Genomic DNA, 21,541 nt, shown 5'->3' with positions numbered 1-21,541 from the left:
CCCACCCGACCCACCGCCACTACCCGACGAACCACCCTTCTGACTATCTGCCGGAGCGGTAGCGGCCGTCGAGGAGCGAGTTTGCCCAGTGGCGCCATCGAGTCGTATCGGCCAATTCGCGGCGTTTCGCTGCGCCGTCATCGACTCAAGGTCACGCCCACCTGATGAGCGGCGCCACACTTCGCCAAGATCACTTACATGCAAAGGAGATCAACCGTGGCTGGTCGTTGCTACTGAGGAATCTGCGTGCATAGAATGCGGCCACAGAGAAGCGGCTGAGCACCTCGTGACGGGGACCTGTGTGCGCGGCGGGGATATGGGGACTTTTTCATGGGGCAGCACAGCGCGGTCAATGCCGCGACTCACCGGACGATCTTCACCGGGCAGGCGGCGGGGGCCGCGAACTACGTAGGTCGTGTCGGTGCGCTCGCGGTGGCGTTGGGGATCGGTGCCGCAGTGGCCGGAGGCGGAGTCGCGAGTGCCGACGACTCCACCGGAACCGATTCTCAAAGCAGCAGCGGCGCCAAACAAGCTGCGGCTAAGGACAATTCAACCAATGAGTCCGCCGACGGCGCCAAGGCGGGCCGGGTATCCGACGGCGTGAAGCTGACCAAGCCCCGCTCTCCGAGGCTGCCGAGGTTGCAGCAGAGCGATGGTGGGCGCGGTACCGCCGCCGCACGCCGGGCCGCTCGGTCCGACGACACGAGAATCAGCACCGCGACGGCGGACCGGACCGGCAGCGCTGACGGGGCCACGAAGAGTGAGCAGGCCGCAGAAGCGGGGGACCGCGCGCCGTTCTCCGAACGACTCTCCGCGGCGATTCGCGCTCTGGTGCCCGCTGAGATCTCCAGCCCGGCCGATCCCTTCGACGGCTCCAGCCCGACCTCCGGGCGAGGCGACACGAACGTCGACTCACGGACCCGTGCGCCCGCCCGGCCTCAGAACACCCGCACGCTGTCCGACCAGGTCCGCACCGTGGTCCAGGACAGGGCCACTGTCGAGCGGGCCGGCAGAGCTCCCGTCGACGCGCCCACGGCCCCCGGCCCTGCCGCTTCCATCTCTGCCGCAGGCCTGACCGTGCAACGCGTCGTCACCGAATCGGTGGCATTCACAACCGAAATCACGACACCTCGCTCCGTTGCGCCGCCGGCGCGGCAGGTCACCACGTCGGTCTCGAGCCTGCTCGCTGCGGTCGGCCTCACCTCTCCTGCCGGCGCACGCACCGGCGACCTCCCGGCAGCGCCGAACCTGGCGATGCTCGGTGTGCTGCAGATGCTGCGGCGCGAGACCGAGAACGCGCTGCTGACGAACGCATCCACGGTCGCGCCGAACACCGTGGCACCGCGAAGCCTCGTCACCGCAGCCGCCGCGACCACAGTGGTGACGCCCCGGCCCGGTGACTACGTCTCGACCCCCTACGGAAACATCGGCACGTGGATGCTGAAGTCCGACGGGCAGATCTCGAACTACGGCGGAGCGACCGATGGCGGCCGGCCACTGCTGGAGCCCGTCAACGTCATCATCATCGACGACACGTCCACCACCCGCGAGGAATCCACCCGCAGACTCAACCGGGCGCTGGCGGTTTCCGGCTATCCGGTCGAGACGCCGCACAGCACCGGCTTCAAGGGCCTCATCAACGGGCAGACCTATGGGCAGCAGCCCAGCGGGTTCCTGCAGGCCTACGGCAACGGTGGGTCCCCGAACGTCCACGGCCGGATGTTCGGACCCGCCCCCGACGCCGACGGCCAGGGCTATGTCTGGACCGGTGCGTTCAGCACCCAGGGCACCACGCACGGCTACCTGTCCTTCGACTCGGCACGTGACGATCTCGCGCAGTCGCTCATCGACAGCGGCGCCGCGGAGCAGGTCGACGTCGTCGACATGGGCAACGGCGGGATCACCGGCGACCACGACGGCACGGCCATCGTCCTCCGGTTGAAGGACACGCTGCCCAACACCGCCCCCGTCGCCACCGTGACGAAGAACGCACCGAGCACGACGACCGGCACGGTCACGGGCAAGGTGACGGCGGTCGACGCCGAGAAGGACAAGTTCACCTACGCGGGCTCGACCACCGACCAGGGCACCGTCACGGTGACGTCGACGGGGTCGTGGACGTACACGCCCACTGCCGCCGCCCGCCACGCCGCCGCCAAGACCGGCGCTCCAGAGGCCGCCAAGACCGACACCTTCACCATCACCGTCACCGACGAGTACGGCGGCGTGGATGTCGAACAGGTCACCGTGAACATCGTTCCGAAGAACACTGCGCCGTCGTCGGTCAGGGCCACCGTGAACAAGGCGGACCCGGTGGGCGGAACGGCCACCGGCAAGGTCGCGGTCACCGACGCCGACGGCGACACGATCACCTACACCGCAAGCCAGCCCGCGAACGGGTCGGTTGTCTTCGCCCCGGACGGGACATTCGTCTACACCCCGACCGACGCCGCGCGGGAGCGGGCGCGGGCCACCTCGATCACCGACACCGACAAGTTCACCGTCACCGTCGACGACGGACACGGCGGCATCAAGACGGTCACCGTGACCACGGCGATCGCTCCGAGGGACTCGGCCCCCATCGCGAACGAACCGACCATCGGTGCTCCCGCAACGAGCACCGGCGCCATCAAGGGATCGGTCACGGCCTCGGACCCCGACGGCGACACCTTCACCTTCTCCGGACCCACCAGGACCACGTACGGCACCGTGTACGTGACGAGGAGTGGCACCTGGACCTACACGCCGTCCGCGGCCGGACGCCGTGCCGCCGCGACGACGCCAGGGTTGACCGACACCTTCGAGGTCACGGTGACCGACAAGTACGGGGCCACCACCAAGGTGCCGATCACGGTGTCGGTTCTGCCGACCGCCGTCTAGCCGCGGGGGCGGTAGCGGCGCTCCGGTCGGCCGACGCCGTACTGCAGCCGGAGTTCGAGTGCGCCGGTGCTCAGGTAGTGCTCGAGGTACCGGCGTGCGCTGACCCGCGAGATCCCGATCAGCTCGGCACATTCGGCCGCCGACACCTCACCGGCGTCGCGGACGGCGTCGAGCACCAGCCTGCCGGTCTCGACGCCCAGCCCCTTGGGCAGTGTCTCGGCCGAGGTCGCGGGCCGGCCGAAGAGCGCGTCGATCAGCGACTGGTCGGCGCCGCGGTCGGATTCGAGGGCATCGGCGCGTGCGGCGAACGCCTCGAGCTTGGCCCGCAGCTGCGCGAACTCGAACGGCTTGATCAGGTAGTCGGCGGCTCCGCCATCCAATGCGCCACTGACAGTGTCCAATTCGCGCGCGGCGGTAATCATGATGACGCCCACCCGGTCACCTGCCGAGCGCAACTGGTGCAGCACCTCCAGCCCCGTCATGTCGGGCAGGAACACGTCGAGCAGAATCAGGTGCGGCCTCAGGTCGCGTGCGGCGACGAGCGCCTCGCCTCCCGTGCGCGCAACGCCGACGGCCCGGAATCCGTCCACCCGGTCGACGAACCGGCGGTGGATGTCGGCCACCATGAAGTCGTCGTCGACCACCAGCACGTCACGCACGGGCCAGCACCCCCGGCAGTCTGGCGACGAACGTCGCCCCGCCGCCCGTCCGATCGGTCACCTCGACGCCGCCGCCGTGCTGCGCGGTCACCAGCCGCACCAGCGCCAGGCCGATGCCGCGACCACCGGGCACATCCGATTTCGACGTCACGCCGCGAGCGAAGATCGCCTCCCGGAGGTGTTCGGGCACACCGGGACCCGAATCCGACACCGACACCTCCAACCCGGTGGAGTCCGAGATCGCCACCACCACCCGCGCCTCAGCCGAACCGACCGACACGTCCACTGCGTTGTCGATGAGGTTGCGCAGCAACGTGATCACATCGGTGGCCAACGCCGGGTCGAGCGCGCCGAGGTGCGACTCCGGGTCGATGTGCAACGCCACCCCGCTCTCGACGGCCAGCGTGGTCTTGGCGATCAGCAGCGCCGCCACCGCCGGATCGGAGATGCGCCGGGTCACCGCGTCGCTGATCTCGGCCCGCCTGCGGGTGAGGTCGCCGACCAGGTCGCGCACGGCGTCGTATTCACCGAGCTGCACCAGGCCGGAGATGGTGTGCAACTGGTTGGCGAACTCGTGGGTCTGGGCCCTCAAGGTGTCGGTCACGCTCTTGTGCGACGACAGCTGTGCCTGCAGTGCGGCCAGTTCGGTGCTGTCGCGCATCGTGGTGACCGTACCGATCCGACGGCCGGCACTGGTGGTCGCGCGCCGGTTCAGGGCCAGCACCCGGGTCCGGGTGGCGATCACCACGTCACGGCGATCCTCGCCGGAGAGCAGGAACTCCACCACCGCCGGATCCAGCCCCACCTCGTCCACGCGGCGACCGACCGCCGTGTCCGCCACGCCGAGCAGTTCCTGTGCACTGTCGTTCAGCAGCGTGATGCCGCCCTCGTTGTTGACCGCCACCACGCCCTCACGGATGCTGTGCAGCAACGCTTCCCGATGGTCGGCCAGCCCGGCGATCTCGGCGACCTCCAGTCCGCCGGTGTGCCGCTTGATGCGCCGCGACAGCAGCCACGACGCGAGCATGCCCAACGCCGCGCCGATTCCGAGGTAGAACAGCAGCCGTTCGCCGGCTCCGCTCACCAGCCCCCACACCGACGGGTAGGGCTCACTCACCGATGCGATCGCCAGCACCTCACCGCTGCTGGACAGCAGCGGTACCTGACCGATGAGGTTGTGCACCCCGTCGATGTCACCGTCGCCGAACCACGCGCGTCCCTCGTCGGCCCGGGTCAGCCCGAGATCTGTCTGGCGGCCCACCCGGGACGGGTCAGATGACGCCCGCACCACCCCGGCCGGGTCGATGATCTCGGCCAGCCCGGCGCCCGACAGCGCGACGGCGCGGTCGACCTCCGGCGCGAGGGTCTGTGCGGCCGCGGGATCGTCGTAGCGGTCGCGCACCACCGGTGTCGACGCCACGTTCTCGGCCACGGCGATCAACCGCTGCCCCCGCACGTCGCGGAACTCCCGCGTCGACTCCGCTACGGAGAAGCCGGCCACCGCCAGCAGCACCACCGCGACCACCAGCAGCTGGAATGCCAGGAACTGTCCGGCGAGGCTGCGCCCGGACAGCGCCCGGATGACCGGCGCCCACCGCGAGTGGTCCGTGTTCTTAATGACCAAATCTTCCTTTGCGTTCGAATCAGTGACGCACATCACTGACGGGGTCCAGTATTGCTGAGCATCACACCGCTGCCGATTGGGGACGACTGTGCAGAGAATCCTGGCCGCACTACCGAGGGCGCTGGGCCTCGCGCTCACCGCGCTCCTGGTGCTGACGGCCTGTGGCGTCACGCGTGGCGACGGGAACGAGGAGTTCCACCGGCTCCGGATGATGGTCCCCAACAGCCCCGGCGGCGGCTATGACCTGACCGCGCGCACCGCGGTGAAGATCATGGAGGACGACGACATCACCGGGCGCATCGAGGTGTTCAACGTGATCGGCGCCGGCGGCACCGTCGCGATGGCCCGGCTGATGAACGAGAAGGGCAACAACGACCTCATGATGACCATGGGGCTCGGTGTCGTCGGCGCCACGTACACCAACGGCTCGAAGATCAAGGCGTCCGACGCGACGGCGCTGGCCAAGCTGATCGAGGACCCCGGCGCGATCTTCGTGCCCGCCGATTCGCCGTTCAAGACGATCCAGGATTTCGTCGCGGCTTGGAAGAAGGATCCGTCGAAGGTCACCATCGGCGGCGGATCCTCGCCGGGCGGACCGGATCACCTGTTCCCGATGGAGACCGCCGAGGCCGTCGGCGTCGACCCCAAGTCGGTCAACTTCGTCACCTACGACGGCGGCGGTGACCTGCTGACGGCGCTGCTGGGCAACAAGATCACCGCGGGCACGTCGAGTCCGGGTGAGCTCATCGACCAGATCGAGGCCGGCCAGTTGCGGGTGCTCGCGGTGTCGAGCGACGAGCGCGTCGAAGGCATCGACGCACCGACACTCAAGGAGTCCGGCATCGACCTGACCTTCGCCAACTGGCGCGGAGTCCTTGCTCCGCCAGGCATTTCCGACGATGCCAAGCAGAAGATGATCAAGGTGCTCGAGGAGCTGCACGCCTCACAGGGCTGGAAGGACGCCCTGGTGAAGAACGGCTGGACCGACGCGTTCGTGACCGGGCCTGCGTTCGAGCAGTTCCTCGTGGACCAGGACAACCGGGTCTCCTCGACCCTGACCGAACTGGGGCTGCTGTGACCACCACCGAGAGGCCGGAACCGCCGGCCCAGGAACCACCGGACCGGGAACCGGTCCTCGACGAGAAGCGGATCGACAAGGCGCAGTACCTCGTCTGCGCGGTGCTCGTCGCGGTGGGCGCCTTCCTCATCTACGGCGCGCTGGCGCTTGAGCCCGGATTCGCCAAGGTCGACCCGGTCGGCCCCAAGGCCTTCCCGATGGTCATCGGCATCGTGCTGATCGTGCTCGCCGTCATCCTCGCGGTGGCGATACCGCGCGGATCGGTCGGTGAGGCCGATGCCGGTGAGGACGTCGACCCGGACGCGCCCAGCGACTGGCGCACCGTCGGGATGCTCGTCGGCGTGTTCGTCGCCGTCATCCTGCTGGTCGAACCGCTCGGCTGGGTGATCACCAGCACGCTGCTGTTCGCCGGTGCGGCAACAATTCTCGGTAACCGGCACTACGTGCGCAATCTCGCCATCGGCGTGGTGCTCGCGCTCGTGAGCTTCTACGCCTTCTATTCCGGGCTCGGGATCCCGCTGCCCGCAGGCATTCTGGACGGGATCCTGTAGATGAACAACTTCGACTGGCTGCTCCAGGGATTCGCCGAGGCGGCGACCCCGATGAACCTGCTGTACGCGGTCATCGGCGTGCTGCTGGGCACCGCGGTGGGCGTGCTGCCCGGCATCGGGCCCGCGATGACGGTCGCGCTGCTGCTTCCCGTCACCTACAACGTCAGCCCCAGCGCGGCGTTCATCATGTTCGCCGGCATCTTCTACGGCGGCATGTACGGCGGTTCCACCACCTCGATCCTGCTGAACACCCCGGGCGAATCGTCCTCGGTGATCACCGCGATCGAGGGCAACAAGATGGCCAAGGCGGGGCGCGCCGCACAGGCCCTGGCGACCGCGGCCATCGGGTCGTTCGTCGCGGGCGCGATCGGCACCGCCCTGCTGGCGACCTTCGCGCCGCCGATCTCGCGGTTCGCGGTGTCGCTGGGGGCCCCGTCCTATCTGGCCATCATGATCTTCGCGCTCGTCGCGGTCACCGCGGTGCTCGGCGCCTCCAAACTGCGCGGCGCCATCTCGCTGTTCCTGGGTCTCGGGATCGGCGTGGTCGGCATCGACTTCCTCACCGGCCAGCCGCGCGCGACGTTCGGGCTGCCACAGCTCTCCGACGGCATCGACATCGTCGTCATCGCGGTGGCCATCTTTGCGGTCGGCGAGGCGCTGTGGGTCGCCGCACACCTCCGGCGCCGCCCCGCCGAGGTGATCCCGGTGGGCCGTCCCTGGATGGGACGTGACGACTTCCGGCGGTCGTGGAAGCCGTGGCTGCGCGGCACCGCGTACGGATTCCCGTTCGGCGCACTGCCCGCCGGCGGCGCCGAGCTGCCGACGTTCCTGTCCTACATCACCGAGAAGCGGCTCTCGAATCACAAGGAGGAGTTCGGCAAGGGCGCCATCGAAGGTGTCGCCGGGCCGGAGGCCGCCAACAACGCCTCGGCCGCGGGCACGCTGGTGCCGATGCTGTCGCTCGGTCTGCCCACCAACGCCACCGCGGCCGTCATGCTGACCGCCTTCGTGTCGTACGGGATCCAGCCCGGCCCGACGCTCTTCGACAAGGAGCCGTTGCTGATCTGGACGCTGATCGCCAGCCTCTTCATCGGCAACCTGCTGCTGCTGCTGATCAATCTGCCGCTGGCGCCGCTGTGGGCGAAGCTGCTGCGCACACCCCGGCCCTACCTGTACGCCGGCATCCTGTTCTTCGCGACGCTCGGTGCGCTGGCGGTCAACGTGCAGCCGCTCGACCTGGCGCTGCTGCTGGTGTTCGGCCTGCTCGGCCTGATGATGCGGCGCTTCGGCCTGCCGGTGCTGCCGCTGATCATCGGGGTGATCCTCGGCCCGCGTGTGGAACGTCAACTCCGTCAGAGTCTTCAGCTCGGCGGCGGCGACTGGTCGAGCCTGTTCACCGAGCCGGTGGCGATCATCACCTACATCCTGATGGCGATCCTGCTCGTCATGCCGCTGATCCTGAAGTTGATGCACCGCAGTGAGGAGTCCCTGTTGATCGTCGAGGACGACGCGGACCAGAAGGCGAAGGCGGCACAGTCATGACCGACGACCGCTTGCGGGAGGAGAATCGATGATCGTGGTTGGATACTCGGCCGACGAGTTCGGCCGCGCCGCACTCGAACACGGCATCACCGAGGCCAAGCGCCGAGACACCGGCCTGCTGGTGATCAACGCCACCTCCGGCGAGTCCTACGTCGACAAGCGCTTCGCCCAGGAGAGCGAGGTGCACGACGTCGAGGCGAGGCTCACCGACTGCGGGGTGCCGTTCGAGCTCAGCCAGCCCGTCGGTGTGGACGCCGCCGAGGAACTGGTCCGCGCGATGGACCGCGACGAGGCCGAACTGCTCGTCATCGGGCTCCGGCACCGCAACCCGGTGGGCAAGCTGCTGATGGGCAGTGTGGCGCAACGGGTCCTGCTGGAGTGCCCGAAGCCGGTGCTGGCGGTCAAGCCCGCGGAAGGCTGAGCCGTCACCACTGTGCCAGGACCTTGTCTCCGATCAGATCGGCGATCCGCACCGCCGAGTCCGCGGGGTCGGCGCTACACGTGTTGACGTCGATGATGACGTTGTTGCGCAAGGCCAACGCCCGGCCGCACCCCCAACCCGGTGCGGCGGCTTCCTGCTGAACGACGTTGGTGCTCAGGATGTCGTCGTCGGTCCTGAGTTCTCCGACATCCCAGCGTGACCCGCTCTGGGTGTGCACGTAGTGGTGGCAGTTCGGCCACTGGCCGACCGATGTCTCGAAGAAGGCGGCGGCCTTCTCGAGGTAGGGGAACTGCACCACTGCCTGCTTGAGGTAGTGGGTGAAATCGTCACCGTTGTTGAGGCTCTGATCGCGCATGGCCTGGAAGTCGCTGCCCGCGTACACCAGCGCCTCCGCGGCGCCGTCGATGGCGAGACACTCCGCGGGTGCCATGATCGCGCTGTTGTCGGACATCGCGGTCTGAGATTCGGTGACCATCATGCCGGGCGATCCCATTGCGGCGGCCGCCTCCTCCGGTGTGAGAAGCAGTCCCGCCAACTCACGCTCGACGAGGGGACGCGGAATGGCGAAACGGGTGCTCGTGGGCGCGGCGGACGTGGCATTGCTCGTCGTGGTGCATCCGGCGACGAGCAGGCAGATGCCCAAGAGCACCGTGCATACCTTCGAATGACGCATACATGCATGGTGAGGCAGGGCAGGCGGCAACCAAGCGATGTGGACCGCGAGCCATGGTCACGATGCACCGCAAACCTGATAACGAAATCGTGTACCGTCTCCGCCCGGACAGCTGCCCGCGAGCCGGACTAGACGAGATCCATCTCGGCCGGCCCCGCGCCCCCGATGGCCTGCGAGATGAAGCTCTTGGTGGTCAACGGCCCGCCGAACTGCTGCAGCAGTCCGCCGCCGTCGTTGCGGCCCAGATCGAGCGCCTCGAATCCGAGGTCGGAGATCAGATCGGCCACAGTGGCGTTCGCCTCCGGATGGTTGCCGGACACGAACAGCACGCGGCGGCCGCCGTGCCCGTCGCCGGGTTCGCGCGCCAGCACCTTGGCCCAGGTGTGGCCGAAGGCCTTGACCACCCTGGCACCGGTGGCCCACTCCTCGACGACGTCGGACGACGCCCGCCCGCCGAGGTCGGCGGGGGAGAAGTCGCGGTAGTCGATGGCATTGGTGGCGTCGACGATGATGCGGTCCTGCCAATCCGGCACCGAGCCGACCAGTCCCTGCACCGCCTCGAACGGGACGGCGAGGATGACGACGTCGGCCGCCAGCGCGCCGGACACCTCGGACGGGATGACGTTCGGCCCGATCGCGTCCGCGGCGCCGCGGACCGCCTCGATGCCGCGTGAGGCGGCCAGTCCGACGTCGGTGCCGGTACGGGCGAAATGCCCCGCGACAGCCGTGCCGATGTTCCCCGCTCCGATGATCGCGTAACGCATGACGTGCTCCTTCAGCCTGGCCGGATTGCGTGATATGTCACCGAACTGTGCCGGCCGGCCGGGTATTCCCGCGGGGATCAGAGCGTGATGCGGATGGTTCCGTCGACGGCCTCGACGGGGAAGCTGCGCACCGACATGTCGGCGCCGGCGGCCTCGCGCCCGTCGCAGAGATCGAAGGTGTGCCCGTGCAGCGGGCAGACCACGACGCGGTCGTCGGCGAGTCCGTCGGCCAGCGGTCCGCCGCGGTGCGGGCACACCGCGTCGATCGCCCGCAGCGTGCCGTCGCGCAGCCGGAACACCGCGATCTGCTCGCCGCGCACCGAGTACGTGCGTCCCTCGCCGACCGGTACCTCGTCCAGCGAGCCGATGTCGACGCTCATCGCAGTCCTCGGCTCTTCGCGCAAGCGCTCATCGCACCGGCACCATCGGAAGCGGCAGCAGCGGCAGCGACGGCCGGAACTGTCCTTCGGTCACCGGATCCTGTCCGTCCCGCCACGGGTCGCGGTAGGCGTCCACCGACTTCTGCATCCTCTCGTCCAGTCCCGCCGCGATACCCTCGCCGTCGTCCACCACCACCGCCCGCAGGTGCTCGATGCCCACCCTCGGCACGAACGCATAGGTGCGCTCCAGCCAGTTCGCGTTCTCCCGGTAGTACTGCAGGAAGCGTCCGGTCAGGGTGATCACCGTCTGCGGGTCGTCGACGGTCGCGAGCAGGTCGCCCTTGCGGATGTGCGCACCCGCCGCCCCGCCGACGTAGATCTCCCACCGGCCGCCGTCCACCGCCACCACGCCGAGGTCCTTGCACAACGCCTCGGCGCAGTTGCGCGGGCATCCGGTGACGGCCAGTTTCATCTTCGCGGGGCTCGCCAGACCCTGGTAGCGCTCCTCGATCGCGATGCCAAGCGCCGTCGAGTCGCCCAGCCCGAAGCGGCAGAAGTCGCTGCCCACACAGGTTTTCACGGTCCGGAAGCTCTTGCCGTACGCGTAGCCCGACGGCATGTCGAGATCGGCCCACACCGCGGGCAGATCCTCCTTGCGTATCCCGAGCAGGTCGATGCGCTGTCCACCGGTCAGCTTGATCATCGGAATCGCGTACTTCTCCGCGACGTCGGCGATCGTGCGCAGCTGCGCGACGTCGGTCACGCCGCCCTTCATCTGCGGCACCACCGAGAACGTGCCGTCGCGCTGGATGTTGGCGTGCACCCGGTCGTTGATGAACCGGGCGTCGCGCTCGTCGACGTACTCGTCGGCCCACATCGTCTCCAGCAGCGACGCCAGCGCCATCTTCGACCCCGCGTCCTCGCGCCCGTCGGGCGCCAGCGCGGCGAACACCGAGGACACCGAATGCAGTTCGAGCTCGCGGATGTGGCGCATCAGCGTCGGCTTGTCGTAGGGCACCCCGGGCACGTACCACGACGCCGACGGGTCCTCACTGACCGCGCCGCCTGCCGCCCATTCGACGACCTGGCCCACCAGCTCCTTGCACGAGCCGCAGCCCTTGCCCGCCTTCGTCTTCGCCATCACGCCCGACACCGACGTCTCGCCGCCGCGGACACAGCCGACCAGCGCGCCCTTGCTGACCCCGTTGCAGTTGCAGATCTGGGCGTCGTCGGCGAGCTCGGCAACGCCCACCGCGACCTCGGGGGTGCCGATGTCGAACATCAGCGACACCCGCTCGTCGGGGAGCGGCAACCCGCTGTCGAAGGCCTGGGTGAGGAACGACACCTTGCTGACGTCGCCGAGAAGAGTGGCGCCCACCAGCTTCCCGTCCCGGATCACGATCGTCTTGTAGACCCCGTGCCGGGGCTCGGAGTACTGGACGAATTCGTCGTCGGGCCGCTCCGGCGCCTTGAGGCCCATCGACGCCACGTCGACGCCTGCCACCTTGAGCTTGGTCGCGGTGCGCGACCCGTGGTACGCCGCCGCCGGGTTCGACCCGGTCAGCTGGTCGGCGAGCACCCCGGCCTGCTCCCACAGCGGAGCCACCAGCCCGTACACCTGTCCGCGGTGCTGGGCGCACTCGCCGACGACGTAGATGTGCCCGTCGTCGATCGAGCGCATGTGATCGTCGACCACGATCGCGCGTTCGACGGTCAGCCCGGCCCGTTGCGCCAGGCCGACATTGGGCCGGATGCCCGCCGCGATCACCAGCATGTCGCAGTCGATGGTCGACCCGTCGGAGAACACGATCCCGGACAATCTGGCGGAGTCGTCGGTGAGCACCTCGGTGGTGCGCTTCTCGGTGTGCACGGTGATGCCGAGTGCCTCCACCGACCGCCGAAGGATGGCGCCCGCCGTGACGTCGAGTTGCGCGTTCATCAGCACCGGGCCTGCATGCACGACATCCACTGCCAGACCACGGTTCTGCAGCCCGCGAGCGGCCTCGAGACCCAGTAGGCCACCGCCGATCACCACGGCCCTGGTGCGGTGCTGCGCCTCGTCGATCATGCCCATGCAGTCGTCGAGGGTGCGGAACCCGAACACCCCGTCGGTCAGCGTCGTGTCGTCGGCCCACAGCCCCGCCATGGGTGGGAAGAACGACCGGCTGCCGGTGGCGAGCACCAGATCGTCGTAGTGCAGCACGGTGCCGTCGTCGGCGTACACCAGGCGGGCGAACCGGTCGATGCGGACCACCCGCACCCCGGCCCGGAGTTCGATGCCGTTGTCGGCGTACCAGTCCAGCGCGTTGAGGTAGATCTCCCCGGCGTCGGCCTCGACGTCCTGGCTGCCCGCCAGCACGTTCGACAACAGGATCCGGTTGTAGTTGCCGTACGGTTCGTCGCCGAAGACGGTGATGTCGAACATCTCACCGCCACCCCTGGCGAGGATCTCCTCGATGGCGCGCACGCCCGCCATGCCGTTGCCGACCACCACCAGCCTGCGCATCAGACCTCCACCAGTCCGAGGTCGACGACGACGGTGCCCGAACAGCCCGCAGGCGCGGCGACGAACAGTTCGAGCACGGTGTCACCGAGCAGGTCCTCGACCACCCGCAGCGCGACATGGGTGGCGCCCTTGGCGGCAATGGGGAAGTACCGCATCGGCGCACCATCGCGGATCAGCACCACGGTGACCATCTCGTCGCTGGAGTTGCCGCCGCGGAAGTACACCGGCTGGGTCACCGACCCGGCGGGCACCGTGTATCGCAGGGCTTCGTCGATCGGCGCGGGCTTGGTGAGGCCGTTGCCCTCGAACTCGAAGGCGCCCTGCAGGAATCGGGGAATGCTGCCGTCGCTCATGCTCCATGACTAGGCGGCGATTGTTTCGTGGTGGTTTCGTCGCGGAGTCGGCCGTGAATCTCGTTGTGCACAGCAGCCCGCAGCGCGGGTGTGAGCGCGAGTTGACACAGCCGACACCGGGGGGCAACGGCCGCGGAACGGCCCGCCAGTAGACAAATGGCATGAGCCGCGACATCGCACACTGGGACGCCGAGGACGTCGAGGCGTGGAACTCGGGCGGCAACAAGATCGCCAAGCGCAACCTGATCTGGTCGATCTTCGCCGAGCACGTCGGCTTCTCGATCTGGTCGATCTGGTCGGTGATGGTGCTGTTCATGCCGCAGGACGTCTACGGCATCGACCCGGCGGGCAAGTTCTACCTGGTGGCGATGCCGACCCTGATCGGCGCCTTCATGCGCATCCCGTACACCATCGCGCCCGCCCGGTTCGGCGGCCGCAACTGGACGATCGTCAGTGCGCTGCTGCTGCTGATCCCGACGCTCATGACGTGGTACGTGATGAAGAACCCGGGCACGTCCTACACCACGTTCATGGTGGTGGCGGCGTTCGCGGGCTTCGGCGGCGGCAACTTCGCCTCGTCGATGACCAACATCAACGCCTTCTACCCGCAGCGGCTCAAGGGCTGGGCGCTGGGCCTGAACGCCGGCGGCGGCAACATCGGCGTCCCCGTGATCCAGTTGGTCGGACTGCTCGTGATCGCCACCGTCGGCAACACCGCTCCCGAAATCGTCTGTGCCACCTACCTCGTGCTGATCGCCGCGGCCGCGGTCGGCGCCGCGCTGTTCATGGACAACCTCGGCAACCAGCGGTCCAACCTCGGCGCGCTCGCCGAAGCGCTGCGCTACCAGCACTCCTGGGTGATGAGCTTCCTCTACATCGGCACATTCGGGTCGTTCATCGGATTCTCGTTCGCCTTCGGGCAGGTGCTGCAGATCAACTACCTCGCCGGCGGCGACACCGCGGCGCAGGCCTCGCTGCACGCCGCGCAGATCTCGTTCATCGGGCCGCTTCTCGGCTCCATCTCGCGGCCGTTCGGCGGCAAGCTCGCCGACCGGATCGGTGGCGGACGGATCACGCTGTACACCTTCGTCGCGATGACGTTCGCCGCCGGGATCCTGGTGACCACCGGCATGATCGACGACGGCACGGCCGGCGCGCCGACCGGCGGGCAGATGGCGTGCTACGTGGCCGGCTTCATCATGCTGTTCATCCTGTCCGGGATCGGCAACGGCTCGACGTACAAGATGATCCCGTCGATCTTCGAGGCGAAGGCCCAGGGCCACGACGAGTGGAGCCCGGCGGAGAAGGCGGCCTGGTCGCGCAGCATGTCCGGTGCGCTGATCGGGTTCGCCGGAGCGGTCGGCGCCCTCGGCGGTGTGTTCATCAACATCGTGCTGCGCGCGTCCTACGTCGGCGACGCGAAGTCGGCCACCAACGCGTTCTGGGTGTTCATGGGCTTCTACGTGGTCTGCGCGGTCGTGACCTGGGTCGTCTTCTTGCGGATGCAGACGGCCAAGGCGGGTGGCGGAGAACACATCGGCCGCGTTCCCGCCCCGGCATCGACGGGCTGACCAGCGCAGATGTGGCTCACCAAGGCCGCGTGACGGCCGTGAGCACCAGTTTTCCTCCCGATAACGTCACCGGAAACGAACCGGAACAGGACCCGCACACCATTGGGGTCATGGCGGTGACCAGGACGGCATGCTCGTACTGCGGCGTCGGCTGCGGCATCGAGGTGCAGACCGACGGTGACGCCGACCACCCCGTGATCGCCCGCGTGTCGGGGGACAAGCTGCACCCGACCAACGCGGGCCGGTTGTGCACCAAGGGCGCCACCCACGCCGAGATGATGCGGGCCGACGAGGGGCGGCTGAAGTCGGGGCTGCTGCGGCCGGGGCGCGACGACGAACCGGTGCCGGTGCCCGTGGACGACGCGATCGCCGAAGCCGGCCGGCGGTTGCGGGCCATCGTCGACAAGTACGGACCGGACGCGGTCGCGCTGTACGTCTCCGGGCAGATGTCACTCGAATCCCAGTATCTGGCAACCAAACTCGCCAAGGGCTTCCTGCGAACCAAGTACATGGAGTCGAACTCGCGGCTCTGCATGGCCAGCGCGGGCACCGGCTACAAGCAGTCTCTCGGCTCCGACGGCCCACCCGGGTCGTACACCGACTTCGACCTGACGAACCTGTTCTTCGTCATCGGGTCCAACATGGCCGACTGTCACCCGATCCTCTACCTGCGCATGGCCGACCGGCTCAAGGCGGGCGCCAAACTGATCGTCGTCGATCCCCGGCGCACCACCACCGCCGAGAAGGCGGACCTGTTCCTGCAGATCAAGCCGGGCACCGACCTCGCATTGCTCAACGGCCTGCTGCACCTGCTGGTGGAGAGCGGCGACATCGACGAGCAGTTCATCGCCGAGCACACCGAGGGCTGGGAGCAGATGCGCCCGTTCCTGGCGGACTATCCGCCCGCGCGGGTGTCGGAGATCACCGGGATCGGCGAGTCGGACCTCCGGTTGGCCGCCGCGATGATCGCCGAGGCCGGCGACTGGATGACCTGCTGGGCGGTGGGGATGAACCAGAGCACCCACGGCACCTGGAACACCAACGCGATCTGCAATCTGCACCTGGCGACCGGCGCGATCTGCCGCCCCGGCACCGGGCCGATGTCGCTGACCGGTCAGCCCAACGCCATGGGCGGGCGTGAGATGGGCTACATGGGTCCCGGCCTGCCCGGCCAGCGGTCGGTGGTCTCCGCCGACGACCGGGCGTTCGTCGAACAGAAGTGGGGTCTGCCGCCGGAGACCATCCGCAGCGAGTTCGGGCCGGGCGCGGTCGACATGTTCGAACGGCTCGCCGCGGGCGAGATCAAGGCGTGCTGGATCATCTGCACCAATCCGGTGGCCACCATGCCGAACCGCAAGACCACGATCGCGGGACTCGAGGCCGCCGAACTGGTGATCACCCAGGACACCTACCGGGACAACGCGACCAACCGCTACGCCGACATCGTGCTGCCCGCCACGCTGTGGGCCGAATCGGACGCGGTGATGATCAACTCCGACCGCACGATGACGCTGCTGCAGCAGTCGATCCCGCCGGCCGGACAGGCCCGCCCGGACTGGCAGCTGATCTGCGACATCGCCGCCCAGCTCGGCTTCGGCGAGCACTTCGACTACCGCAGCAGTGCCGAGATCATCGACGAGATCACCGGATTCACCAATCTGCGGACGGGCTACGACCTGCGCGGCGTCAGCTACGACCGGCTCCGCCGGACACCGCTGCAGTGGCCGGTGCCGCCGCAGGAGTTGCCCGGCGGCGACACCGACCGGCACCCGATCCGCTACCTCAACGACGGTGTCAGCCAGCACCTCCTCGTCGACGAGGACGGCGCCACGCCCCGGCTGGCGTTCGCGACGCCGTCCCGGCGGGCGGTGTTCTTCCCACGACCGCACGTCGACGCCGACGAACTGCCCGACACCGACTACCCGATCGTGCTGAACACCGGTCGGCTGCAGCACCAGTGGCACACCATGACCAAGACCGGCAAGGTGGACAAGCTCAACAAGCTCAACAGTGGTCCATTCGTCGAGATCCATCCCGTCGACGCGGTGGCCCTCGAGATCACCGACGGGACGTCGGTGGAACTCGCCTCCCGGCGCGGCCGTGCCGTGCTGCCCGCGGTGGTGACCGACCGGGTGCGACCCGGCAGCTGCTTCGTGCCGTTCCACTGGAACGACGAACACGGCGAGTACCTGACCATCAACGCCCTGACCAACGACGCCGTCGACCCCGAGTCCCTGCAACCGGAGTTCAAGGTGTGCGCGATCAGCATGCGCCCGGTGAAGCCGGTCGGCACCCCGGCCGGCCATCCGCTCGTCGCCGAACTGGGCATCGGGCGAACCCGCAAGCCGACCCTGACCGACGACGAGAAGCTCTACCTCGCTGCATTTCTCGGTGCGCTGGGTGATCACCCCAGCGGAGTTCCGGTGCTGCCCGCGCACGCCCCGGTGCGCGCCGACGTACGGCTGTGGATCGACGGTGTGCTGGCCGGGCGCTACTCCCGGGTCGGTGCCGCGCCCGCCGCGGCCGAGGCCGCACCCGCCGGGGGAGTACCGCTGGTGCTGTGGGCGTCGCAGACCGGCAACGCCGAGGAGGTGGCGGGCCGGGTCGCCGCGAAACTCGCTGCCGCGCAGCTACGCAACATGGACGACGTGGCGGTGACCGATCTCACGACGGCCCGCGACGTGCTGGTGGTCACCAGCACCTTCGGCGACGGCGGCCCCCCGGACAACGGCGCGGACTTCTGGAGCCGCCTGGAGTCGCCGCAGGCCCCCGCCCTCGACGGTGTCCGCTTCGCCGTGCTCGGGATCGGGGACCGGGCGTACGACGACTTCTGCGGGCATGCCCGCTCGCTGGACGACCGGTTGGCCGCGCTCGGCGCCACCAGGCTGCGCAGCCGCGCGGAATGCGAAGCGTACGACGAGGAACCGATGCAGAACTGGACCGACGACGTCGTCGCCCTGCTCGGTGCTGAATCCACACCGGCAGGCGCGGCCCGCGGCGGCACCACGACGATCACCCGGCCTGCGACCGTCGCCGAGCCGTTCACCCGCGCCAAGCCCGTGCAGGCACCGCTGAGCCGCAACGTGGTGCTCAGCGGCCCGTCCTCGGCGAAAGAGGTGCGGCTGTTCGGATTCGACATCTCGCAGTTCGGTGTCGGCTACGGCGTCGGAGATTCCCTCGGGGTGTTCGCCCGCAACGATCCCGCGGTGGTCGACGCGTGGTTGTCGGCCACCGGCCTGCGCGGGGAGCAGGTGGTCGAGGTGGACGGCGCCGAACAGCCTCTGCGCGACGCGCTGGCCACCTGTTACGACATCCGCAAGGTCACGCCGAACCTGCTGCGGTTCGTCGCCGAGAACAGCCGTGACGCGCGGCCGCTGCGGGCGCCGAAGGACAAGCTCGACAAGTGGCTCGCCACCCGCGACGGGCTGGACATCGTCCGCGAGTTCGCGGTGCACGCCGACCCGGCGCAGTGGCAGGAGGTGCTGGTCCGCCTGACGCCGCGCAACTACTCCATCTCGTCGAGCCCGTTGGTCAGCCCGAACGAGGTGCAGCTGACAGTGTCCGTGGTGCGCTACCACGGCACCGACGGCGGCCGCCGCGGCGGCGTGTGCTCGACGTTCCTCGCCGACCGCGCCGCCGACGCGCCGGTGCCGGTGTTCCTGCAGCGCTCACCGCACTTCCGCCCGCCGGAGGATGCGGACACCCCGATGATCATGGTCGGCCCCGGCACCGGCATCGCACCGTTCCGGGGGTTCCTGCAGGAGCGCCGCGCGCTCGGCCACACCGGGCGCAACTGGCTGTTCTTCGGCGACCAGCACCGCGCGACCGACTTCTACTACCGCGACGACCTCGAGCACATGGTCAGCGACGGCTTCCTGGAGTTGGACCTGGCGTTCTCCCGGGACCAGAAGGACCGGGTGTACGTCCAGCACCGGATGCTCGAGCGCGGCGCCGAGGTGTGGCGGCGGCTGCAGGACGGTGCGCACTTCTACGTCTGCGGCGACGCCACGCGGATGGCGCGCGACGTCGACAACGCGCTGACCGCGATCATCCGCAAGCACGGCGCGATGACGAACGAACAGGCCCACGATTACAAGCGTGAGCTGGTGGCGTCGAAACGCTACGTCCGCGACGTCTACTAAAGAGTTCTGGTGTCCGAGGGGGGACTTGAACCCCCACGCCCGTTAATAGGGCACTAGCACCTCAAGCTAGCGCGTCTGCCATTCCGCCACTCGGACCGTCAGTGAGCGACTAAGGCTAACGGATGGCGTGGCCCGGACCCAAACCCGAGGCCGGGCCGGGTGGTACGAATGGTGACTGTGACTTCAGCCCCGGACGCATCCCACGAGGTCGTCGAACTCGTCAGCGCGTTGATCCGGTTCGACACCTCCAACACCGGCGACCCCGCCACCACCAAGGGCGAGGAGGAATGCGCCCGCTGGGTGGCGCAGAAGCTCGAGGAGGTCGGCTACGAGACCGAGTACGTCGAGGCGGGCGCACCCGGCCGGGGCAATGTGTTCGCCCGGCTGCCCGGCGCCGACCGGTCGAGGGGCGCGCTGATGATCCACGGCCACCTCGACGTGGTGCCCGCCGAACCCGCGGACTGGAGCGTGCACCCGTTCTCCGGGGCGATCGAGGACGGCTACGTGTGGGGCCGCGGCGCGGTCGACATGAAGGACATGTGCGGCATGATGATCGCCGTCGCCCGGCACTTCAAGCGCACGGGCATCGTGCCGCCCCGCGATCTGGTGTTCGCGTTCGTCTCCGACGAGGAGCACGGCGGCACCTACGGCGCCCAGTGGCTCATCCAGCACCGGCCCGACCTGTTCGACGGCGTCACCGAGGCCATCGGTGAAGTGGGCGGGTTCTCGCTGACCGTGCCGCGCCGCGACGGCGGCGAGCGCAGGCTCTACCTCATCGAGACCGCGGAGAAGGGCCTGTCGTGGATGCGGCTGTCGGCACGCGCGCGCGCAGGCCACGGCTCGATGGTGCACGACGACAACGCGGTGACGCTGATCGCCGAGGCGGTGGCCCGGCTGGGCCGGCACCGGTTCCCGCTGGTGCTCACCGACACCGTCGAGCAGTTCCTGAGCGCGGTCGCCGAGGAAACCGGGTACACGTTCGACGTGGACTCGCCGGATCTCGAGGGTTCGATCGCCAAACTGGGCGGAATCGCCCGCATCGTCGGCGCGACGCTGCGCGACACCGCCAACCCGACGATGCTCAAGGCCGGCTACAAGGCGAACGTCATCCCGGCGACCGCCGAGGCGGTGGTGGACTGCCGCGTGCTGCCCGGCCGCAAGGAGGCGTTCGAGCGGGAGGTCGACGAGCTGATCGGCCCGCACGTCACCCGCACCTGGGAGCGCGATCTCGACTCCTACGAGACGAGTTTCGACGGCGACCTGGTCGACGCGATGAACGCCGCGCTGCTCACCCTCGACCCGGACGCCCGCACGGTGCCGTACATGCTCTCCGGCGGTACCGACGCGAAAGCGTTCGCCAAGTTGGGGATTCGCTGCTTCGGCTTCGCGCCGTTGCGGCTGCCGCCGGATCTCGATTTCTCGGCGTTGTTCCACGGTGTCGACGAGCGGGTGCCCGTCGACGCGCTCGAATTCGGCGCCCGGGTGCTCGAACACTTCCTCGAGCACTGCTGAGCCGGGTTCCGTCCCGTATCCGTCATCGAAAGGACATCATGGCCTTCCCCTACGACCCCTACGAGTTCCTGCCGAAGCTGCCCACCTTCACGCTGACCTCGGAGTCGGTGACCGACGGCCAACCGCTGTCCAACGATCAGGTCAGCGGCATCATGGGCGCAGGCGGCTCGGACGTCTCGCCGCAGCTGAGCTGGTCGGGCTTCCCGGAGGAGACCCGCAGCTTCGCCGTGACGATGTACGACCCCGACGCGCCGACCGGTTCGGGGTTCTGGCACTGGGCGGTGTTCAACCTGCCCGCGACCGTCACCGACCTGCCCGAAGGCGTCGGCGACGGCAGCAGCAAGGGCTTCCCCGGTGACGCGGTCACGCTGTCCAACGACGCCGGCCTGCAGCGGTTCATCGGTGCGGCACCGCCCCCCGGGCACGGCCCGCACCGCTACATCATCGCGGTGCACGCCGTGGACGTCGAGAAGCTCGAGGTGCCCGCCGAGGCCACGCCGGCCTACCTCGGATTCAATCTCTTCTCCCACGCGATCGCCCGGGCGCTGATCACCGGTACCCACGAACAGAAGTGATGTCAGTCGGCCGCGGAGCCGACGGCCTCGGCCAGTGACGCGAACCCGCCGTCGTGCAGGCGGCGGGCCAGGCCGTCGTGGATGTGCTTGGCCCACAGGCCGCCGCCGTAGATGAAGCCGGTGTAGCCCTGCAGCAGTGAGGCGCCCGCGGTGATGCGTTCCCACGCGTCGTCGGCGGTCTCGATGCCGCCGACGCTCACCAGCACCAGGCGGTCGCCGACGCGCCGGTAGAGCCGGCGCAGCACCTCGGCCGAACGCCGCGCGACCGGCGGCCCGGACACGCCGCCGG

At 68.8% G+C, this 21,541-nt stretch carries 16 protein-coding genes, 1 tRNA gene and 1 pseudogene; 9 read left to right on the top strand and 9 right to left on the bottom strand.

Features of this window, described 5'->3' with window-relative positions; translation table 11 throughout:
- Positions 1 to 330 precede the first annotated feature (330 nt).
- On the top strand, positions 331 to 2,880 hold the full coding sequence (locus Q2100_RS17940; RefSeq protein WP_302915151.1) for a cadherin-like domain-containing protein: 2,550 nt from the start codon (positions 331 to 333) through the stop codon (positions 2,878 to 2,880).
- On the opposite strand, the gene Q2100_RS17935 is transcribed toward Q2100_RS17940, so the two are convergent.
- Both Q2100_RS17935 and Q2100_RS17930 read right to left on the bottom strand, forming a co-directional pair.
- Positions 2,877 to 3,539: a response regulator gene (locus Q2100_RS17935; protein ID WP_302915150.1), complete on the bottom strand. Its 663-nt coding sequence runs from the start codon at positions 3,537 to 3,539 to the stop codon at positions 2,877 to 2,879. The two genes, Q2100_RS17940 and Q2100_RS17935, sit on opposite strands and share 4 nt — an antisense overlap.
- Positions 3,532 to 5,196, bottom strand: coding sequence for a sensor histidine kinase (locus tag Q2100_RS17930; protein ID WP_302915149.1), 1,665 nt, complete (start codon positions 5,194 to 5,196; stop codon positions 3,532 to 3,534). The genes Q2100_RS17935 and Q2100_RS17930 overlap by 8 nt, the downstream gene beginning before the upstream one ends.
- A 55-nt stretch (positions 5,197 to 5,251) precedes the next feature.
- Here Q2100_RS17930 and Q2100_RS17925 point away from each other — a divergent pair, with 55 nt between their 5' ends.
- From Q2100_RS17925 to Q2100_RS17910, 4 genes are read left to right on the top strand one after another with little or no spacing between them, the layout of a single operon-like run.
- A complete protein-coding gene (locus tag Q2100_RS17925) occupies positions 5,252 to 6,241 on the top strand; it encodes a Bug family tripartite tricarboxylate transporter substrate binding protein (RefSeq protein WP_264012489.1) in 990 nt (329 codons plus the stop codon).
- Entirely contained in the window at positions 6,238 to 6,792 is a 555-nt protein-coding gene (locus Q2100_RS17920; RefSeq protein ID WP_372503722.1) for a tripartite tricarboxylate transporter TctB family protein, read from the top strand. Before Q2100_RS17925 ends, Q2100_RS17920 begins: the two co-directional genes overlap by 4 nt.
- A complete protein-coding gene (locus tag Q2100_RS17915; RefSeq protein ID WP_264012488.1) occupies positions 6,793 to 8,334 on the top strand; it encodes a tripartite tricarboxylate transporter permease in 1,542 nt (513 codons plus the stop codon). It begins immediately after the preceding gene.
- A 28-nt stretch (positions 8,335 to 8,362) separates the two neighbouring features.
- Entirely contained in the window at positions 8,363 to 8,755 is a 393-nt protein-coding gene (locus Q2100_RS17910; RefSeq protein ID WP_264012487.1) for a universal stress protein, read from the top strand.
- A gap of 4 nt (positions 8,756 to 8,759) precedes the next feature.
- Here Q2100_RS17910 and Q2100_RS17905 read toward each other — a convergent pair whose 3' ends face one another.
- The 5 genes from Q2100_RS17905 to Q2100_RS17885 all read right to left on the bottom strand — a co-directional run bounded on the left by Q2100_RS17905 (position 8,760) and on the right by Q2100_RS17885 (position 13,452).
- Complete coding sequence (locus tag Q2100_RS17905; RefSeq protein WP_302915148.1) at positions 8,760 to 9,449, bottom strand: sensor domain-containing protein; 690 nt, start codon at positions 9,447 to 9,449, stop codon at positions 8,760 to 8,762.
- A 128-nt stretch (positions 9,450 to 9,577) separates the two neighbouring features.
- On the bottom strand, positions 9,578 to 10,213 hold the full coding sequence (locus tag Q2100_RS17900; RefSeq protein WP_302915147.1) for an NADPH-dependent F420 reductase: 636 nt from the start codon (positions 10,211 to 10,213) through the stop codon (positions 9,578 to 9,580).
- A 77-nt stretch (positions 10,214 to 10,290) separates the two neighbouring features.
- The gene (locus Q2100_RS17895; protein WP_269895414.1) at positions 10,291 to 10,593 is read right to left on the bottom strand and encodes a Rieske (2Fe-2S) protein; all 303 of its coding nucleotides are present in this window, start codon (positions 10,591 to 10,593) and stop codon (positions 10,291 to 10,293) included.
- Positions 10,594 to 10,621: 28 nt separating this feature from the next.
- Positions 10,622 to 13,099, bottom strand: coding sequence for a nitrite reductase large subunit NirB (nirB, locus tag Q2100_RS17890; RefSeq protein WP_302915146.1), 2,478 nt, complete (start codon positions 13,097 to 13,099; stop codon positions 10,622 to 10,624).
- Entirely contained in the window at positions 13,099 to 13,452 is a 354-nt protein-coding gene (locus Q2100_RS17885) for a molybdopterin oxidoreductase (RefSeq protein ID WP_302915145.1), read from the bottom strand. The genes nirB and Q2100_RS17885 overlap by 1 nt, the downstream gene beginning before the upstream one ends.
- 161 nt (positions 13,453 to 13,613) lie before the next feature.
- Between Q2100_RS17885 and Q2100_RS17880 the strand changes: the two genes are divergently transcribed.
- A complete protein-coding gene (locus Q2100_RS17880) occupies positions 13,614 to 15,023 on the top strand; it encodes a nitrate/nitrite transporter (protein ID WP_302915144.1) in 1,410 nt (469 codons plus the stop codon).
- 110 nt (positions 15,024 to 15,133) lie between these two features.
- A complete protein-coding gene (locus tag Q2100_RS17875) occupies positions 15,134 to 19,165 on the top strand; it encodes a bifunctional nitrate reductase/sulfite reductase flavoprotein subunit alpha (protein WP_302915143.1) in 4,032 nt (1,343 codons plus the stop codon).
- A 7-nt stretch (positions 19,166 to 19,172) separates the two neighbouring features.
- Here Q2100_RS17875 and Q2100_RS17870 read toward each other — a convergent pair.
- Positions 19,173 to 19,261: transfer RNA gene (locus Q2100_RS17870), tRNA-Leu, on the bottom strand.
- A gap of 72 nt (positions 19,262 to 19,333) precedes the next feature.
- Between Q2100_RS17870 and Q2100_RS17865 the strand changes: the two genes are divergently transcribed.
- Entirely contained in the window at positions 19,334 to 20,677 is a 1,344-nt protein-coding gene (locus Q2100_RS17865; protein WP_302915142.1) for a M20/M25/M40 family metallo-hydrolase, read from the top strand.
- A 38-nt stretch (positions 20,678 to 20,715) separates the two neighbouring features.
- Positions 20,716 to 21,252, top strand: a complete 537-nt coding sequence (locus tag Q2100_RS17860; protein ID WP_302915141.1) for a YbhB/YbcL family Raf kinase inhibitor-like protein — start codon at positions 20,716 to 20,718, stop codon at positions 21,250 to 21,252.
- A 2-nt stretch (positions 21,253 to 21,254) separates the two neighbouring features.
- Here Q2100_RS17860 and Q2100_RS17855 read toward each other — a convergent pair.
- Positions 21,255 to 21,541, bottom strand: a pseudogene (locus Q2100_RS17855) (quinone-dependent dihydroorotate dehydrogenase); the annotation flags it as partial.

It is taken from the genome of Mycolicibacterium arseniciresistens (genome assembly GCF_030519285.1).
GTDB lineage: Bacteria > Actinomycetota > Actinomycetes > Mycobacteriales > Mycobacteriaceae > Mycobacterium > Mycobacterium arseniciresistens.
The sequence above is the reverse complement of the archived record's forward strand: the minus strand, read 5'-3'. Positions and strand labels throughout refer to the sequence as shown.

Bases quoted from the DNA above. Each gene is read 5' to 3' on its own strand.
- Q2100_RS17940 (WP_302915151.1), top strand. From the start codon at position 331: ATGGGGCAGCACAGCGCGGTCAATGCCGCGACTCACCGGACGATCTTC.
- Q2100_RS17930 (WP_302915149.1), bottom strand. From the start codon at position 5,196: ATGTGCGTCACTGATTCGAACGCAAAGGAAGATTTGGTCATTAAGAAC.
- Q2100_RS17915 (WP_264012488.1), top strand. From the start codon at position 6,793: ATGAACAACTTCGACTGGCTGCTCCAGGGATTCGCCGAGGCGGCGACC.
- Q2100_RS17910 (WP_264012487.1), top strand. From the start codon at position 8,363: ATGATCGTGGTTGGATACTCGGCCGACGAGTTCGGCCGCGCCGCACTC.
- Q2100_RS17905 (WP_302915148.1), bottom strand. From the start codon at position 9,449: ATGCGTCATTCGAAGGTATGCACGGTGCTCTTGGGCATCTGCCTGCTC.
- Q2100_RS17900 (WP_302915147.1), bottom strand. From the start codon at position 10,213: ATGCGTTACGCGATCATCGGAGCGGGGAACATCGGCACGGCTGTCGCG.
- Q2100_RS17895 (WP_269895414.1), bottom strand. From the start codon at position 10,593: ATGAGCGTCGACATCGGCTCGCTGGACGAGGTACCGGTCGGCGAGGGA.
- nirB (WP_302915146.1), bottom strand. From the start codon at position 13,099: ATGCGCAGGCTGGTGGTGGTCGGCAACGGCATGGCGGGCGTGCGCGCC.
- Q2100_RS17885 (WP_302915145.1), bottom strand. From the start codon at position 13,452: ATGAGCGACGGCAGCATTCCCCGATTCCTGCAGGGCGCCTTCGAGTTC.
- Q2100_RS17880 (WP_302915144.1), top strand. From the start codon at position 13,614: ATGAGCCGCGACATCGCACACTGGGACGCCGAGGACGTCGAGGCGTGG.
- Q2100_RS17875 (WP_302915143.1), top strand. From the start codon at position 15,134: ATGGCGGTGACCAGGACGGCATGCTCGTACTGCGGCGTCGGCTGCGGC.
- Q2100_RS17865 (WP_302915142.1), top strand. From the start codon at position 19,334: ATGGTGACTGTGACTTCAGCCCCGGACGCATCCCACGAGGTCGTCGAA.
- Q2100_RS17860 (WP_302915141.1), top strand. From the start codon at position 20,716: ATGGCCTTCCCCTACGACCCCTACGAGTTCCTGCCGAAGCTGCCCACC.